Here is a 17049-nt window from a genome sequence, read left to right on the forward strand (position 1 = left end):
TAGCTATGTCTCTAAAACAAAATAACCAAATAGGCTCTAACTTAATAGGTGGCGCAACCGCTGTTTTGTTGGCCATTCCTGTCGCAGCCTTTTTTGGTTCTATATTCGGTGATACTTATCAAGCAAGATCAACAGTTTATATTTTAATCCTCGCATGGGTGGTTGCAGGTGCGTTTGCGATTGGTTACGTCAGCAAAAAGGCACCCGAAAAGACCACGTCAAGATTCTTCTTTTTATGGGTTATCAGTACTTGGCTTTGGCCTCTTCTTTTATTGGTCTATTTCTCTAAACGTAAACAAAGATAATTCCTTTCTCGATGCTCTGTAGAGTTCTCTGTCTTAATTCTCAGCTTCCGAAATTAACATTTGTCAATTCTGAGCCTGACTTCTGAGAAATGATCCTTATTTAAAGGCTCTCTACGTTTCCAGGCAGAAACTAAGAAGAGCCTACACACGCTGTCATTTATCAAATTAATGTGCCGCAAATTTCTCAAATAAGCGTTCCACTCTTTCAAGGTATTTTTTGAAACGTCCTTCTCAAGTAAACGTCTGGTTTTTCAGCTCCTATACTGACTTCAAAAACGGCATCTAACAAATGCGCTTTACTGACGCAATAATTCTTTAATTAGTCCTAGCACTTTTTCTCTTTCTTCCGGAGTGGAATAGTCTAAGTTGTATAGAGAGAGCATAAAAAAGCCCTCTAGAGCGATCACTCCCAATGTGGTTTTAGCGTTATCTTCCACAGATTCACGGATTTTTTGGAAAAGATTTCGATACCACTGATGCAGCGGCTCCATCAAAGACATATCAAAAGACTGAACTGTAAAAATCGCGGCGCCCCAGTCTCGATTTTCAGGCGCAATACCATCTCTTCTCTTAAACCAATCTATGAAAGCATGGACAAGAGCATATGGCTTGTCTTGGTTTTTCTCAAGAGCCGTTTCTAATTCCTGATTTAAGTGGGCCACATATTGATCCATTAAGGCCATAATCAGTTTTTTCTTGCTCGGATAGTGATAGAGCACACCGCCTTTGCTGACTCCGGCCTGTTTGGCTACGGCCTCAATAGTAAGCTGTGCTACGCCGTCTTTAACGGCAATTTTTCTGGCTGCAGCAAGAATTATTTTTTTTGTTTCAGCCGCACTCCTCTTAGCGGTTTTCTCATTTTTTTGATTCATTCTTAAAACCCATTCTAATAATGCTTCTCAACTAAGTATTTGAATTTTAACCTAAGTGTAATTACCAATTTCAAACAATCTTTTTGCGTCCTAATATATTAACCGTCCAGACGGTATAGTAAGGAGAAAACATGAATAACTCAAATTTAGTGAAAAGGCGCAGTTTGCTTCAAGGGTTCGTTGCAGGCGGTTTAGCCGCTGCTTTCTCCGGTCCCTCTAACGCAGCTGAAGTAAATGGTTTTGATGAGATCCATGACATCGTTATTGTCGGCAGCGGATTTGCCGGATTGGCCACCGCTTACTCAGCAGTAAAAGCCGGATTAAAAGACATCTTAATTCTTGAAAAGATGGAAGCTTTCGGCGGTAATTCCTGCCTTTGCGGAGGCCTTATGTCTCTGCCGTTGAGTCCTAAACAAAAATCAAAAGGAATTAAGGACTCTGTCGAAATGATGATGGCAGATATGTATAAAGCAGGAAGAGGCTTTAACCATCCGGAATTAGCTCGTAAGTTTGCATCTGACGCTCCCGGTGTTTGTGCCATGCTCGATGAATGCGGGGTTCAGCTTAAAGATAAAGTTATTCGTTTAGGCGGTCACAGCGCTCCTCGCGCCTTGGTCCCGGAAGCTGCTTCCGGCGGCGGCATCGTAATTCCAATTCATAAATGGCTCAAAGCACACGGCGTTAAATTCCAAAATCGAACTCAGGTAACCGAACTTGTACTTTCAGATGGTAAGGTTAAAGGCGTACAGTGCAATGTCGGCTACAACTGGAACGACGGAACGTCCGCCAAAACTGCCCGTATCGGCACACGCAGTGCTGTTGTCGTATGTACAGGGGGATGGGGCCTGGACAATGACTTTATTAAGACAACAATGCCCGCCTATGCACTTTTGGAATGTACTTCTCAGCCGGGTGCTACCGCTGAGATGCTGCGAGGTTTATTAAAAGCCGGAGCACTTCCAACAATGCTTGACATGTATCAGCTCGGCCCATGGGCTTCTCCTGATGAAAAGGGTGCCGGTCCGGGAAGCTTCTTTGCCGATTATGCATTTGCCGAAGGCATTTCTATTAATCCGAAAACCGGCCGCCGTTACATGAACGAGCTTGCCGACCGCAGAACCAGAGCTGAAGCCGAACTCAAGGTTTTAGGTGAAAGCGAAAAAGACAAAATCAATTATCCGATCGCATTCTGCTCTGAGAAGACCACTGAGCATGCCGAAGGATTTAAGGCTGCTTACCGTGACGGCTGCGTCTTTAGACACGCCACTGTTGAAGACTTGGCAAAAGACTACGGAATCCCTCTGGCTGCATTAAAACAGCAAATTGCAGAGTACAACGAAATTGTTGCCGGCAAGAGAAAAGATCCGTTTGAAAAGCCTCTGGATGTGAAACAGAAGCTTGAAGCTCCGTTCTACTCAATGAGACTCACACCGAAACTTCATTACTGCATGGGCGGTATTGCAATTACGCCGAAAGCCGAGGTCATTTCCGTTGAAACATTAAAACCGATTCCCGGTTTGTATGCTGCAGGCGAAGTTACAGGCGGCGTTCATGGGATGGATCGCCTCGGAGGCTGCTCTTCAGTAGATTGTTTAGTCTTTGGCCTTGAAGCCGGAAAAAATGCTGCCGCGCTCGTCGGAGCAAAGGAGTAAAAAAATGAGAAAAATTCTTTTTGCACTTACTGTTTTCGCTTGTATGGGAATGAACGCTGCATTTGCCGAGAACTTAGCCGGAATGCCCATGAAGCACAAAATGGCTGCACAGATGCAATGCGCTACATGTCACGGCAGCCAAGAATCGTTCACAAAGCCGGCGAGCACACAATGCATTGCGTGCCACGGTCCGATGGAAAACATCCAAACAAAGGACAATCCCCAGGGTAAAAAGCCTCATCAGTCTGCACACTATGGGGATACCGTAGAGTGCTCTGTATGCCACTCAGAGCATAAACAGAGTAAAGACCTTTGCAGCAATTGTCACAAGGTCGAATGGCAAAATTTCCGCTAAACAACTTGAATACACAACTAGATTGAACCAAGGAGAACATCATGAATTTCAAGCATATTCTTCCATTAGCATTCGGTTTTATGCTTACAGCTCCTGCATTTGCAGCTATGCATGTTCTTGACGGAAAAACATTGACCGTCGATGAACTTTGGGAAATTTCTAAACCGGGAGAGACTGTATCGGTTTCTGAAGACGGCTGGAAACGTATTAAAGCCTCCTATAAAGCTCCGATTGATGCCGCAACAGACGGAAGAGACATCTACGGTTTAACAGTCAACTATGGCGCTCTTAAAGAGAAAAAAGTAGCCGGAGCCACTGTCGAGGACGAACCAAATCGCTCTGCGTCTATTAAGTTTAATGAACGTCAGATGAGAATCCAGGCTGCTGGAATGGAACCATTTTTCGATGACCGCGTCTCTAAAATGGCAATGGTTATCCGTGTCAATCAAATGGCAGCAGGTTTTACCGGCATGAGCGAAGCGGCCGCAAAAGCTTACATGGAATACATTAACAATGACGTCAATCCTCTTATTCCTTCAAGAGGATCGGAAGGCGCTAATGACCTGAGCATGGCAACCCATATCGGCTTAGCTCTGATGGGCGAATGGGACGTTAACTACAAGGGCAAGAGAGTTCCGGCTGCACAGGTTCGCAAAGAACTTAAGTTAGCCGATTACCATCCTTTCGGTATGGACGGTATTTCCATTCTCTCCAACAGTAATGTGGCAGAAGCCCAATCTGTTGCATCCGTTAAAAAAGCTGAACACTATCTGGTCAAACTTAGCCCGGTCATGATTGCTACAAGCTTGGAAGCTTTAAACGGCAACGTTTCTCCGTACCTTTGGCATACCGTCGAAACCAAAGGCTGGCCTCAAGGACATGAAGCAGCCGAAGCCGTTCTAGCTAACCTTAAAGGATCTTATCTCTGGCAGAAAGACAGCAAGCGTTATCTTCAGGATCCTTTGAGCTTTAGATCCGCCGGCTACATTCTCGCAGCTGCTCAGGAAGAACTGCGTCAGGCTAAGGATCTTCTGAATTCGGCAATCAATCATACAACCGATAACCCAATCGTCAACACCGAAGCAAAAAATGATCTTTGGTACAGCAAGGCTGAAGTTCTTGATGAAATGAGAGCCGGGAAACCCAACGTGTTTGTAAATTCCTGCGCTAATTTTGACAACACTCAGCTTGCTCTCCAGCTTGAATCGTTAACTAAAGCATTGGTTCAGGTTATGCATACTTCAGCTTGGAGAACTACTCAGTTAGTCGACAACCATAGAACTGGACTGCCAACCTATTTGGTTGCTAATCAGAATAAAGGCGGCGACGGCTTTGCCAATATCGCTCAATCAATGTCCGGCCTCTATGCGGAAGCCATGGGTTTAACTAATAGTGTCCTGGGATACGGTGTACCAACATCAATCGGAATTGAAGAGACATTCTCTAACGTCAATCTCACTGCTGATCGTCTCTCCAAAGCCGTCGACGTAGGCTACGATATCTACTCTTACGAGATGCTTCACAACGCTCAAGCCATGGACATGAGAAAAGAAGAAGGCAAGAAGATGGGAGAGGGCACCGGAGCATTCCTTCAGTCCTATCGTAAAGCCGTTCCTTTTGTCGATAAAGACCGAGTCTTTACACCCGATGTAAACAACGGCGTCCAATTCCTGAAATCCTTCGGCGCCAACTAGATTAATAAATAGAATCGGGAGGACAGAGAACAAGTTCAAAAAACTCCCTATCAAATAGATAGGCCAGTTCCTCCCGAATCAAGAAAACAACAGAACGCCTTTTAAGCTCTAAATTTGAAATTGTGGGAATTTAGTTTTTTTTAACTTTATTGCTAAACCGTCTGGACGGTATATTTATTAAATTTGAAGGCTAAGGTTCGAGCCTTCCCTGGAGCTCTCCGCCTCACTGATCAGCTCTAACTTTTACGAACCACCTCAATATTCATCTTCAATGGAGAAACTAATGAAGCTGCGCACCTTAAAAATGTCCTTTTTAGCTTTAGGCGTTCTTGTTGCTTTTCCTACCTGGGCCGCAACGCACGTCCTAACCGGTAATGACCTTACCGTTGACACTCTATGGGAAATGTCAAAACCCGGAGAGAAAGTCACAATTTCGCCGGAAGGCTGGGATCGCATCAACAAGTCCTACCAGGCCATTCTGGATGCAACAAAGAACGGCATTTCCGTTTATGGCGTTTCTGTTAACTTCGGGGACTTAAAACACCAGAAAGTCGTTACCGGCGACGTAGAAAAAGAACCGAACCGTTCTGCTTCTATTAAATTCAATGAACGTCAGATGAGAATTCAAGCTGCCGGTCTCAAACCATGGCTTGATAACCGTCTGGTAAAAATGAGCATGATCATTCGCTTGAACCAGATGGCTTCCGGCATCACCGGTATGACAAAAGAGGCCGCGAATGCATACATGAATTACATCAACAATGATGTCTATCCGCTTATTCCCAGCCGCGGCTCTCAAGGTGTCAATGACTTGAACTGGCCTACACACATCGGGTTGGCTCTTCAGGAAGAGTGGGACGTAATTTACAATGGTCAGCGCATGCCTTCAAAAGAAGTTCATAAGATTATCGGCATGAAAAAATACGAACCGTTCGGTCTTGACGGTATTGCCATTTTGTCCAACGGCAACGTCTCCGAAGCCATTGTGATTGACTCTTTAAAGAGAGCAGAACATCTTTTGAAGATGTCCCCAGCAATCGTAGCTGCCGGCTTAGATGCTTTGAACGGAAACGTCTCTCCATTCCTTTGGCACTCAATTGAAACCAAAGGTTGGCCGAAAGCCCATGAAGTCTCGGAAAGTATTCTTGCCCAGCTCAAAGGCTCCTACCTTTGGGACGTAAACGACAAGCGCGAGCTTCAGGATCCGCTCTCTTTCAGAAGTGCACAATGGACACTAGCTGCTGCCGAACGCGCCTTGGATAACCTCAAAGACATTGTCAACACATCTTTGAACCACAGCTCCACCAACCCAGCTATTGCTATTAACGGCAGAAACGATCTTTGGTACAGCCAGCTTCCTGCTGTAAAACTTCTTGCCATCGATGACAAAGGCCGCTACATCAACTCCGTTGCTAACTTCGACTACACTCAAATGGCTCTTGAAGTTGAAGCTTTGACCAAAGCCATGGCTCACGTTTTGCATAACTCCGCATGGCGTATGGTTCAAATCGTTGATGATAAGAGAACCAAGATGAAGAAGTACTTGGTTGCTAAAGAAAACGTAGGCGGAGATTGTTTTGCTAACGTTGCTCAGGCTGTCTCCGGTCTTTATGCCGAAGCCATGGGCTTAACAAACAACGTCACTATCTACGGACTTCCGACTTCCATTTATATCGACGATACGTTCAATAACGTTGCTCAAACTGCCGATAGACTTCGCCAGATGACAAACGTCGGCTACGAAATCTTTGCTTTTGAATTGATGCATCACTTGCAAGGTGCTGAAATGCGTCAGAAAGAGCAAGGTTATAAGTTAGGTGAAGGTACACAAAAACTCTTGACTCAATACCGCAAGGTTGTACCTTTTGTCAGCGAAGACAGAATCTTTACAGATGACGTCAATAACTCTGTCGAATTCTTAAAGAATCTTGATCCGGAAACTGTTGCAGTTAAGGTTGAATAATTAGTTTTTCTCCTTGGGAAACGAAGGCTGAGATCCTCTTAGGATCTCGGCTTTCGTTTTTATAAGATGCTCAAAAGGCCGTGTTCAAACAAAGCACATGAACTCGGCTTTTATTGCGTTTTAGCTGTTGAAACAGGCACACCGTGTTTTTTTTCACCGCCTACAAGCAGAAGCAATGTGCTTAATCCCAAAGCAATAGTGCAGATAATGAAGCTCGTGAAAAGGATAGTTCCCCAGCTCACAATCGGAGAAACAAGTCCTCCGAAAATAAATCCCACAGCACCGATCACGGCAGAAGCAGCTCCTGCGTATTTACGTCCGGCATTCATCGCAGTGGCTGTCGCTCCCGTAAAAATAAAACCGCAGAAAAAGAGCATTAAAAAGACAGAAGCCTCATAGATGTATATATCTTGGTAGAAGTAGCAGATACAGAGGCCGGCGGCAGCACAAAGAAAACCGATAAGGCTTCCGATAAAACTTGCCTTTTGTGTAGTAGAGACTTTTAGTGCAAGCATCGCTCCAATGGCAATTCCTACGGCGTTGAGCGCGAAGATAAGCGAAAAAGTCAGTTGAGATACACCGAAAAAGTCCTGAAGGATAAAAGGAGTAGAGGAAATATAAGCAAAAAGAGCTGCCATTGAGAGACCGAATACGGTGCTATAAATCCCGAAGCCGGGGGCCTCATACACCGAGAGAAAACCTTTAAAAGAAGTGAGGAGTGAACCTTGAATTCTTTTTGATTTTGGCAGCGTTTCTTTAACAGGGATCACCATTGCGGTAATGACAATGCAGATTCCGAGCAAGACATAAAAAATTCCTCTCCATCCTATGAATTTTGCGCAAAAACCGCCAATGACAGGTGCTGCGACCGGTGCGATACCGTTAACCGCGCCAACAATCGCGATCATTTTGGCTAATTGTCTACCGGAGTAAAGATCGGTCGGACACGAGCGGGAGTAGACGATAGCACCCGAACCTCCAAGACCCTGGAGGAATCTAGCAAAAGTAAAGAATTCAATACCTTCAGAAAGACAGCAAAGTAGCGTAGCGGCAATGTATAGCAACAGAGAAAGGTAGAGCACAGGCTTGCGGCCGTACTTATCGCTCATAGGTCCTAAAAAGAGCTGGCCAACGGCTAAACCGACCATACAAAAGGTAAGGCCAAGCTGAACAGAAGCTGTGGAACAATCAAATACTTGTGTCATCTCCGGCAGTGCCGGTAAATACATATCGATGACAAATGGCCCAAAGGCCGAAAGCATTCCTAAAACAAAAACAAGATAGGCGGTATTCATCAGTAATTTAATTTTTAAACTGACGACATTCTAAAGGTTGAACCAAGAAAGATACGAGTGCGCGAACTCAATATGCGAAAGAAAAAATACTTGATTTTCAATGAGTTTTGTGAGCAAATAAAAAAAGCAAACCCCTCGTAAAAGAGGGGTAAATCATCAGAACCAAAATATTCCCGCTCTTGGAGCGGGAATAGGTTTTTATTTAATGGCTAGTTTGATTGCCTTTTTAGCCTGTCTCTTTCAATCTGCTTGTTTACCGCATATTGCTGAACAATAGAGAGAATGTTGTTGACAAGCCAGTAAAGAACCAAACCGGAAGCAAAGAAGATGAACATTGCACCGAAGATGAACGGCATGAAGGCCATCATTTTTGCTTGCATTGGATCCGGAGGAGTCGGGTTAAGTTTGAACTGAATAACCATAGAAATGATCATCAGAACAGGAAGAATGAACCATGGATCCGGAGCAGCTAAGTCTGTTACCCAAAGAATCCAAGGAGCGTCTCTTAACTCAACGGAAGCCAAAAGTACCCAGTACAAGGCCAAGAAAACCGGCAATTGAAGAAGAATAGGAAGACATCCGCCGACCGGATTGATCTTCTCGGTCTTATACATTTCCATCATGGCCATGTTAAGGCGTTGTTTGTCGTCTCCATATTTTTCTTTCAAAGCTTTCATTCTTGGAGCAAGATCTTTCATCTTGGCCATAGAACGGTAGCCTGCCAAAGAAAGCGGGTAAAGAATTGCTTTAACGATACATGTCAAGAGTACGATAGCCCAGCCCCAGTTTCCAACGATAGAGTGGAGGAAGGAAAGGAGCCAGTAGATCGGCTTGGCTAGGAATGTAAGCCATCCATAGTCGACAACCAAGGAAAGTCCCGGAGCGATTTGTTCCAAACGTTCCTGATCCTGCGGACCGGAATAAAGAACTGCTTCGGCAGTTGCATTTGCTCCCGGAGCAATTGCATTCATTTCAGCAATAGAACCGATAGAGTAGAGGTTATCAGCCAACTTACGCGTGTAGTTCTCTCTGTTTACACCTTGAGTCGGAACCCAAGCGGAAACGAAGTAGTGCTGAATAATTCCAATCCAACCGTTGTCAGCGTTAACTTGGTAATCTCTGTCGCCGTCAGCTATGTCACCAAAGGAAACTTTCTGGAATTTTTCTTTTTCCGTGTAAACAGCTGTACCGGTGTAAGCATTGACCATAGTGCTTTCACCTTCAGGTTTATCACCGTCTCTAGTCAACTGGTAATAAACGGAAGGTTTGATTTCATGACCGGTATTATTGAATACTTGATGAGAAACCTTGATGCCATAGTGGTTGCGCTCGAAAGTATAGGTCTTAACAACTTTTACTCCGCCTGCTTCACCTTCGAATTTAACTTCAAGAGTGTTCTTACCATCTTCCAACTTCAAAGGACCGGGAACTAATTTGAACTCTGTCTTGTGAGTAGGGAAGGCACCGCCAATCAACCCTGTCTGGGCAACATAAATCTTTTTGCCCTTATCAGTAAAGAGCTCGACATCTTTGGCCGGTTCAGGCTTATTGCCAAGAATCATTCCGACCAAGCCGACATCAGTCCAAGGTACCTGCTGCTTTTCTTTTAAGAGTTGAGAACCAGCAATAACGGCCCCGTTAGGATCGATAGACAACTTCACTAAATCTGTCTCGACGGTAATCAGATCTGCTTTCTTAACAGCTGGAGCTGCTTCCTGAGGGACCACGCCGGAACCGGTTGCAGTCGGCGGAGTTACAGAAGCATTAGAGGCAGTATTAGCTGGAGCAGTCTGTTCAGTGTCCGCTCCAATTAATGATGGATGTCCGTTATAGACCTGCCAACGGTCATAAAGCATGAACGCAGACAAGCCGAATAAAATCCATAAGAGGGCTCTTTGAATGTCACTTCCCATGATTGGATTGCTCTATAGTTGATTGCAAGAACGAGGGATTATTTTTGCCGGATGTGCAATCGTTACACCAGCAATTCCATTTAAATTTTTCGGGCACTTCATCAATGCCGCCCTTAGTAAAAGGACTACACCGAAGCAAACGGCAGACCGTCAGATAAGTACCTTTGATTGCTCCATATTTTTCCAGAGCTGTCAGTGAGTATTGAGAACAGGTAGGCAGAAACTTACAGTTATGCCCAACCCAGGGTGAGAAAAGGAACCTGTAGGACTTCACTGCGGCAATAAGGATGGTCTTAAGCATTACGACCCGCCTTTGCAACACTGAGTCACTTTGTCGTACAGGTTCTTCATTAAAAGATCTGCATCAGCACGAATTTCTTGTTTAAGAGACTTCAAAGATTGAGCCGGAAAAACGTATTTTTTCTTCAATCTCAAGTTGATGTCCAAGCCGACCTTTTTCTCTTCAGCCAACGCCTCAAAAGCAGCTGAATTACTTCTGGCCGACTCTCTCAACAGTCTCTTAACAAGATTCCTATCTACTGAGCGAACAGCAAATTTTTTTCCTACAGTAAAGCCGTACCTAACCCGAGCATGCTCGGATTTAAATAGGGCTTTCGCCTCAAACCACTCAGAGTAGCACTTTGTGGCTTCAGGAAATCTAGCCTGTAGAATTCTTAAAAATTCTGAGGAACTTTTTATCCTTTTCTCAGGCCCTAGCGACGAATCTTTCAGCTTCGTCATCTCCAGCAAAATTAGAGAGCTAAAACGTGACGTCCTTTACGACGGCGTGCAGCTAAAACCTTGCGGCCGTGACGTGTTCTGCTGCGAACCAAGAAGCCGTGTGTACGAGCACGTTTAACTTTAGAAGGTTGGTATGTACGTTTTGTTGCCATCTCAAAATCCTTTAAATGAGTTTGCTTAGTTGCGTTAAACTCAAAAATCAATTACCTGTGCATAAGAGACAGGTGTCGTAAAATAAAAGTTCAGTATTATAAGCTCCAATTGGGTAGTCGGTGTCAAATTTCTCCTTAAAAGAAATTGTTACAACAAAATACTATTGAATTTAAAATCAAAATATCTAAATTTCTCCTCTAGCAATTGCGCTTCATAAATGAGCTTAGAGCGCTGGGTAAAAACATATGGGTAGGCCTGTAAATACGAGTCTTCTGCACTCAAAATTTCTTACGATTTTTTCTCGGCTTGTCTCAAGGCAGATTCCTGTTGCGCTACAGCAATAAATTTTCCTGACAATCCGCGAGGTCTACCTCTTTAAGTACAAGAAGAAGCGTTCAAATAAAGGTAAAATGTCGGATTGTCCGGGATTGTCTTTATTCTGATCCGGATTATTTATTTTCTTTTATAACCCTTTGTAAATGAAGAATATTTGGGAAAAAGTTTTAACAGAGCTTCGGGGAAATGTCTCGTCTGACATTTATGCGACCTGGTTTAAGAAGATTGATTATCACCAGTCCCCTGAAGAAGCGGAAGGTAAGCTCACTCTGACTGTACCCTCTCAGCCTCATCTTCAGTATTTGAGAAAAAACTGGGCAGACCGTCTCCAGTCTCTTGCTTCTCAAGTTGCGGGACAACCTATAACCATAAAATTTTTGGTTGCGCAGACTGTCAATCCGATCATTCCGACAGAAATCGAACTTCCTTTGTTCGATCCACCGGGTGAGGAAGTTAAACCTGAAATTTCGATCGACCAGCTGGCAGAACAGTGCGGACTTCACCGCGGACTAACCTTTGATACATTCGTTACAGGTAAAGCTAACGAAGTTGCCAGAAGCAGTGCTGAGATTGTGAGCTCCCAGCCGGGTACTCAATTCAATCCATTTTTCATTTACGGCGGGGTCGGCTTAGGCAAAACCCATCTGATGCATGCAATCGGACGCAGGATTTTAGAAAACAATCCTAAGGCAAAGATCCGCTGTGTTTCTGCTGATGTTTTCGTTAGAGAGGTCGTTGATCTCTCCAGCGGAGGCACTTTTTCCGATGCCAAGATTAAGAAGTTCGATGAAACCTACAGAACTTTAGACGTTCTGCTGATGGACGATGTGCAGCTGTTGGCCAAGAAAGGCGGTACCCAGAATCACTTATTCGGTATTTTCGAAACTCTTCTGCCAAACAATAAGCAGATCATCATGACTTGCGATACTTACGCACGTCAGCTTTCCGACTTTGACGACCGACTGATTTCAAGACTGACAAAAGGCTTATCCGTCGGTATTGAACCGGCTGAGTTTGAACTGAGAGCGGCCATCTTGTTTGAAAAGGCAAAACAGCAAGGACTGGAACTTCCTGAAGATGTAGCTTATTACATTGCCAGACGAATGAATACCAACATTCGAGAACTCGAAGGCGCGCTTAATACCGTCATCATGAATGCAAAGGTTTACAACGCTCCAATCACTGTTGAACTTGCTACACGTGCTCTTCGCGGTATGACATCTACCGGTCCGATCTCTCTGGAAAACATTCAAAAAGAAACGGCTCAGCATTTCAACATCAAGATTGCTGATATGTATTCATCCTCCAGAAAGGCGAGCATTGTCAAACCCAGAATGATTGCTATGTACTTAGCCAAGGAATTGACTCAAAAATCTCTTATGGATATCGGTAGTTCCTTCGGAGGCAGAGACCACACTACGGTATTGAATGCCGTGAGGAAAATATCTAAAGAAAGAGCTGCTGATCCGGAGCTGAACCATACTCTCCATCTCATTGAGCAGTCCTTGAAGAACTGGGCGTAAAAAATACTATTAAAGGAAATTAGAAATGGCAGACAATTTGATTATCAAGGGTTTTAAAGCTGAAGTCGCCAAACCGATTATGGCAGTCAGCGGAGCAGTAGAGAAGAAAAATACCATTCCAATCCTGGCAAATATTTTGATTCGCAAAACAGGACAGAAGGTCACCTTCACCGGTTCGGATGAACAGATTGAAGTAACGTCGGATGCAGCCATCGGTGTGGGCGACGAGGATTTTGCCACTACCGTTTCTGCAGCCAAACTCTGCGGCATTCTCTCTACTATCGCCGATGACGCAGAAGTCTCCATCTTCTACTCTGATAATCACGTCATTATCAAATCCGGAAGAACCAAATTTGATCTGCAGACTATCGATGCTGATCAGTATCCGATTATGAAAGAGCAGATGGAATTCCAGTATTCCTTCTCTATGCCATGCATGAAGTTTAAAAACATGCTGGCTATGGTTCAGTTTGCCGCCGCAGTCAACAATGTCCGCTATTTCTTAAACGGCGTCTATGTTTCTGCTGAAAACAATATCGTACGAACAGTTGGTACAGACGGTCACAGACTCTCTTTGTTCCAAAACGAATTGGATGAGCCGTTTGCTGGAAAATGCGAAGCTATTCTTCCGAAGAAAACAGCAAGAGAGCTTCTCCGTTTGATTCCTGATACAGAAGAAATGCTCAAAATCAGCATTTCCGAAAAACAGATTAAAGTTCATTTTGCCAATATTGATATTCTTTCCAAACTAATTGAAGGTAAATATCCGGATTACGAACGTGTTATCCCGACTAAGAACGATAAAGAATTCATGGTTGACAGAGAACAGTTGATTAAGACATTGCAGAGAGTGGCAATTCTTTCTATGGACAAGGTTAGAAATGTCCGCTGGACTCTCTCCGAAAATCGTCTGGTCCTTGCTACCACTAATGCCGATATGGAAGAAGCCATCGACGAAATTGAAATCGACTACAAAGGCGAGCCAATGGAAATTATCTTCAATATTTCCTATCTCCTTGATATGTTGGCAGTAGTCAAGACAGAAAAGATCAGATTCTCTTTAAGCGGACCTCTCAGCTCAGGGTTGGTTCGCGTTCCTGACAGCGAAAACTTCAAGTTTGTCGTCATGCCCGTCAGGATCTAATGCAGCAAAAATAAATTCAGTAAGTAGGTAAAGTAGTAATGAGCGACGTAGAACAAACAAACTCAGCTGAGGCCTATGGAAGTGATTCCATTCAGGTTTTAGAGGGCTTAGAAGCGGTCAGAAAAAGACCGGGTATGTACATTGGAGATACTTCGGATGGTACCGGTCTGCACCACTTAGTCTTCGAGGTTGTGGACAACTCCATTGACGAGGCCTTGGCAGGTTTTGCTGATTCCGTCAACGTGACAATTAATTCTGACAATTCTATTTCTGTCGTAGACAACGGGCGCGGCATTCCTACGGATGTAAAACTCGACGACAAGCATGAACCGAAGAGAAGTGCTGCGGAAATTGCTTTAACCGAGCTACATGCCGGCGGTAAGTTCAATCAAAACAGCTACAAAGTCTCCGGCGGTCTTCACGGTGTCGGCGTCTCCTGCGTAAACGCACTGTCCACCTGGCTTCGCCTAATTGTCCGCAGAGAAGGGAAAGAACGTTATTTAGACTTTAAGAGAGGCGTTCTTCAAGACCGCTTGATTGAAAAAGTTCAAACTGCTAACGGAGAAGTTGAAGTTTCTCCGATGCACACTTCCGGAGAAACCGAAAGAAGAGGAACGGAAGTCTGCTTCTTACCCGACGCAGAGATATTCGGAAAAGTTGAATTCTCTTATGAAACACTTTCTACCCGTCTGAGAGAGCTTTCTTTCTTAAATAACGGCGTAAAGATTCATCTTGCTGATATGAGAACAGGAAAAGATGAAATTTTCCAATACGCCGGAGGTGTTCAAGGCTTTGTTGAATTTATCAACCAAGGCAAGACCAAGATTCATGACAACATCTTCTACATCAACAAGTCCATCGAAATTAATCCCGGCGAGATCATTAATGTAGAAGTCTCCATGCAGTGGACAGACAGCTATTCTGAGAATTTCTTGGCTTACACCAACAACATTCCTCAGAAAGACGGCGGAACTCACGTTAATGGTTTGAGAAGCGCGATGACAAGCGTTTTGAAGAACTACATCAACGAGATGAATCCGAATAAGAAAGAGAAGGACAAGATCGAGCTCTCCGGTGAAGACACTCGTGAAGGTCTGACTTGTGTATTGTCCGTCAAGATGCCTGAGCCGAAGTTCAGCTCTCAGACAAAAGACAAGCTTGTTTCTTCAGAGGCTAGGCCGGCAGTTGAACAAATTGTCAGAGCCGGTTTAGAAAGCTTCCTTCAAGAAAATCCGAAAGACGCCAAGATTATCTGTCAGAAGATTATTGACGCCGGACGCGCCCGCGATGCTGCAAGAAAAGCCAGAGAAAACACACGCCGTAAAGGCCTCCTAAATACTGCAGGTCTTCCGGGCAAGTTAGCAGACTGCTCCGAACGTGATCGTGCGCTCTGTGAAGTGTTCCTGGTGGAGGGAGACTCCGCCGGCGGCTCCGCCAAACAAGGACGAGACAGAAGATTCCAAGCGATTCTTCCGCTTCGAGGCAAAGTCTTAAACGTTGAGAAAGCCCGTTTAGAGAAGCTTCTCAGCAGCGAGCAGATTACAACGCTGATTACTGCTTTAGGAACCGGTATCGGTGAAGATTTCAACATCAACAATCTTCGCTACAACCGCGTCATTATCATGACCGATGCGGACGTTGACGGTGCACACATTAGAACGCTTCTTTTAACGTTGTTCTACAGACAAGTTCCGCAACTGATTGAGCAGGGTCATATTTTCATTGCACAGCCTCCTCTTTACAAAGTCACATTGCCTCCAAGCAAACTCAGCGGCGTTGAAATTCCTAAGGGAGCTGACGAGGATGAGAGCGGTGAGGACGGTGATAACGGCGTTGTTACCAAGAAAGACAAAGGCAGGGATATCAAGATCTATCTGCAAGACGATGTTCAGCTGAATACATTCTTGGTCAATCTTGGTATCAAGAACTCCGTTCTCTATGTTTCTGAAGAGGCCCGAGCAGCTAATCAGCCTATCGAAGGAGAAGAGCTGAAGAAACTCTTCTTGGAGTACAGCGAAGCCCAGACCGTCATCAGTCACTTCTCCAGATTTATTGATCCGACTGCTTTGGAAGCCATCGCTGCCGGTGCCTCCGTTGAGTTTTCCGATGATGAAAAAGTCAATGAATCCGTGCAAGCTTTAAGACAGAGAGTTTTTGATCCGGCTGTCTCGATTTCCGTTCAGAAAGACTCTGAAGGAACACCTTACATTCTTATTCAGAGAAAGAGCTTCAATAAGATAATTGAAACCAAGATTCTTCCGTCCTTTGTTTCCACAGACGACTTCAGAAAGCTCGAAGAAGCCGGTAAGGTCTTCGGCACTTTGCTGAAGCAAGGTGCCTGCGTTGTCAGCAAAAAAGGCAATAAAGACAATATTCAACCAGTCCAGAACTTCAGCCAAGCCTTGACTAAAGTCTTAGAAGAAGGGCGTTCTAATTTGAAAGGTATGTCCCGATTCAAAGGCCTCGGTGAAATGAACAAAGAAGAGCTGGCAGAAACGACTTTAATGCCGGGCCACAGAAAACTTCTTAAAGTAGAAATCTCCGATGCAATTCTTGCCGATCAGACATTTACCAAGCTGATGGGCGATGAAGTGGAACCGAGAAGAAAGTTTATTGAAGACAATGCTCTTCTTGCCGGAAATATTGATACCTAGTCTGTATATTTCCTTTATAAGCCCGATGCAAGCCGTCGGGCTTTTTCTTTGATTACTTGCCTCCCAACAAATCCTCTCCTTCACTATGGCCGTCTAAAACCGTCTAACTAGTAAAAAATAGGAAGTAACTAAACCGAAGGCTTCTTGGCCAGATACTTAAACAATAAAACTATAGTGTTACATTATCCTTTGACTATTGTGTCTCATAGTACTTCTGCAACAAAGGAATTTTTCTTCGGTAACAAAATTATAGGACTCATAAAATAGGGTGATTTTCTTGAAAGAAAATTGGAATTTTAATTTCAAATTAAATATATAAATCAAACAATTACAATAAAAAAAATAACAAAACCTTTGGCTCAAAAAGCATTTTCTTATTTTGTATGTTAAGAAAGTGTTAATAAATGATTATAATTCTCATTATCTTTTATTTTTCTTTTTCTCATTTT

14 protein-coding genes are annotated in these 17049 nt (G+C 44.1%); 8 read left to right on the forward strand and 6 right to left on the reverse strand.

Annotated elements, in window-relative coordinates:
- Positions 1-5: 5 nt before the first annotated feature.
- Positions 6-305, forward strand: a complete 300-nt coding sequence (locus tag ACYQ4O_RS04035) for a hypothetical protein (protein ID WP_308513576.1) — start codon at positions 6-8, stop codon at positions 303-305.
- A gap of 296 nt (positions 306-601) precedes the next feature.
- On the opposite strand, the gene ACYQ4O_RS04040 is transcribed toward ACYQ4O_RS04035, so the two are convergent.
- Positions 602-1177 (reverse strand): TetR/AcrR family transcriptional regulator, encoded by a 576-nt coding sequence (locus ACYQ4O_RS04040; protein WP_066594680.1) that lies wholly within the window; start codon positions 1175-1177, stop codon positions 602-604.
- Positions 1178-1308: 131 nt separating this feature from the next.
- Between ACYQ4O_RS04040 and ACYQ4O_RS04045 the strand changes: the two genes are divergently transcribed.
- From ACYQ4O_RS04045 to ACYQ4O_RS04060, 4 genes are all read left to right on the forward strand, one after another.
- Positions 1309-2829: a flavocytochrome c gene (locus tag ACYQ4O_RS04045; protein WP_460174820.1), complete on the forward strand. Its 1521-nt coding sequence runs from the start codon at positions 1309-1311 to the stop codon at positions 2827-2829.
- Positions 2830-2833: 4 nt separating this feature from the next.
- Complete coding sequence (locus tag ACYQ4O_RS04050) at positions 2834-3184, forward strand: cytochrome c3 family protein (RefSeq protein ID WP_308513578.1); 351 nt, start codon at positions 2834-2836, stop codon at positions 3182-3184.
- A 41-nt stretch (positions 3185-3225) separates the two neighbouring features.
- Positions 3226-4878, forward strand: coding sequence for an HAL/PAL/TAL family ammonia-lyase (locus tag ACYQ4O_RS04055; protein ID WP_460174821.1), 1653 nt, complete (start codon positions 3226-3228; stop codon positions 4876-4878).
- 283 nt (positions 4879-5161) lie between these two features.
- Positions 5162-6841: an aromatic amino acid ammonia-lyase gene (locus ACYQ4O_RS04060; RefSeq protein WP_308513580.1), complete on the forward strand. Its 1680-nt coding sequence runs from the start codon at positions 5162-5164 to the stop codon at positions 6839-6841.
- Between the two features lie 110 nt (positions 6842-6951).
- Here the strand turns inward: ACYQ4O_RS04060 and ACYQ4O_RS04065 are convergent, their stop codons facing one another.
- From ACYQ4O_RS04065 to rpmH, 5 genes are all read right to left on the reverse strand, one after another.
- On the reverse strand, positions 6952-8136 hold the full coding sequence (locus ACYQ4O_RS04065) for a multidrug effflux MFS transporter (protein ID WP_460174822.1): 1185 nt from the start codon (positions 8134-8136) through the stop codon (positions 6952-6954).
- A 209-nt stretch (positions 8137-8345) separates the two neighbouring features.
- Entirely contained in the window at positions 8346-10049 is a 1704-nt protein-coding gene (gene yidC, locus ACYQ4O_RS04070; protein ID WP_066594669.1) for a membrane protein insertase YidC, read from the reverse strand.
- Positions 10039-10350: a membrane protein insertion efficiency factor YidD gene (yidD, locus tag ACYQ4O_RS04075; RefSeq protein ID WP_066594667.1), complete on the reverse strand. Its 312-nt coding sequence runs from the start codon at positions 10348-10350 to the stop codon at positions 10039-10041. Before yidD ends, yidC begins: the two co-directional genes overlap by 11 nt.
- On the reverse strand, positions 10350-10790 hold the full coding sequence (locus tag ACYQ4O_RS04080; protein WP_308513583.1) for a ribonuclease P protein component: 441 nt from the start codon (positions 10788-10790) through the stop codon (positions 10350-10352). The genes yidD and ACYQ4O_RS04080 overlap by 1 nt, the downstream gene beginning before the upstream one ends.
- A gap of 11 nt (positions 10791-10801) precedes the next feature.
- Positions 10802-10942: a 50S ribosomal protein L34 gene (rpmH, locus tag ACYQ4O_RS04085; RefSeq protein ID WP_066594663.1), complete on the reverse strand. Its 141-nt coding sequence runs from the start codon at positions 10940-10942 to the stop codon at positions 10802-10804.
- A gap of 480 nt (positions 10943-11422) precedes the next feature.
- On the opposite strand from rpmH, the gene dnaA reads away from it, so the two are divergent.
- Genes dnaA through ACYQ4O_RS04100 form a run of 3 tightly spaced genes read left to right on the forward strand, consistent with a single transcriptional unit; the run spans position 11423 to position 16600 of the window.
- Positions 11423-12802 (forward strand): chromosomal replication initiator protein DnaA, encoded by a 1380-nt coding sequence (dnaA, locus tag ACYQ4O_RS04090; RefSeq protein ID WP_460174823.1) that lies wholly within the window; start codon positions 11423-11425, stop codon positions 12800-12802.
- Between the two features lie 25 nt (positions 12803-12827).
- Positions 12828-13946 (forward strand): DNA polymerase III subunit beta, encoded by a 1119-nt coding sequence (gene dnaN, locus ACYQ4O_RS04095; RefSeq protein WP_308513585.1) that lies wholly within the window; start codon positions 12828-12830, stop codon positions 13944-13946.
- A 38-nt stretch (positions 13947-13984) separates the two neighbouring features.
- Positions 13985-16600 carry a DNA gyrase subunit B gene (locus ACYQ4O_RS04100; protein WP_460174824.1) on the forward strand — a complete coding sequence of 872 codons (2616 nt, stop codon included), beginning with the start codon at positions 13985-13987 and terminating at the stop codon, positions 16598-16600.
- Positions 16601-17049: the final 449 nt, after the last annotated feature.

It is taken from the genome of Turicimonas sp. TL08 (assembly GCF_054660695.1).

Excerpts from the sequence above, each read along its gene's own strand:
- ACYQ4O_RS04040 (WP_066594680.1), bottom strand. The coding sequence starts at position 1,177 with ATGAATCAAAAAAATGAGAAAACCGCTAAGAGGAGTGCGGCTGAAACA.
- ACYQ4O_RS04065 (WP_460174822.1), bottom strand. The coding sequence starts at position 8,136 with ATGAATACCGCCTATCTTGTTTTTGTTTTAGGAATGCTTTCGGCCTTT.
- rpmH (WP_066594663.1), bottom strand. The coding sequence starts at position 10,942 with ATGGCAACAAAACGTACATACCAACCTTCTAAAGTTAAACGTGCTCGT.
- yidC (WP_066594669.1), bottom strand. The coding sequence starts at position 10,049 with ATGGGAAGTGACATTCAAAGAGCCCTCTTATGGATTTTATTCGGCTTG.
- ACYQ4O_RS04050 (WP_308513578.1), top strand. The coding sequence starts at position 2,834 with ATGAGAAAAATTCTTTTTGCACTTACTGTTTTCGCTTGTATGGGAATG.
- ACYQ4O_RS04045 (WP_460174820.1), top strand. The coding sequence starts at position 1,309 with ATGAATAACTCAAATTTAGTGAAAAGGCGCAGTTTGCTTCAAGGGTTC.
- ACYQ4O_RS04100 (WP_460174824.1), top strand. The coding sequence starts at position 13,985 with ATGAGCGACGTAGAACAAACAAACTCAGCTGAGGCCTATGGAAGTGAT.
- ACYQ4O_RS04060 (WP_308513580.1), top strand. The coding sequence starts at position 5,162 with ATGAAGCTGCGCACCTTAAAAATGTCCTTTTTAGCTTTAGGCGTTCTT.
- ACYQ4O_RS04055 (WP_460174821.1), top strand. The coding sequence starts at position 3,226 with ATGAATTTCAAGCATATTCTTCCATTAGCATTCGGTTTTATGCTTACA.
- dnaA (WP_460174823.1), top strand. The coding sequence starts at position 11,423 with ATGAAGAATATTTGGGAAAAAGTTTTAACAGAGCTTCGGGGAAATGTC.
- ACYQ4O_RS04035 (WP_308513576.1), top strand. The coding sequence starts at position 6 with ATGTCTCTAAAACAAAATAACCAAATAGGCTCTAACTTAATAGGTGGC.
- ACYQ4O_RS04080 (WP_308513583.1), bottom strand. The coding sequence starts at position 10,790 with ATGACGAAGCTGAAAGATTCGTCGCTAGGGCCTGAGAAAAGGATAAAA.
- yidD (WP_066594667.1), bottom strand. The coding sequence starts at position 10,350 with ATGCTTAAGACCATCCTTATTGCCGCAGTGAAGTCCTACAGGTTCCTT.
- dnaN (WP_308513585.1), top strand. The coding sequence starts at position 12,828 with ATGGCAGACAATTTGATTATCAAGGGTTTTAAAGCTGAAGTCGCCAAA.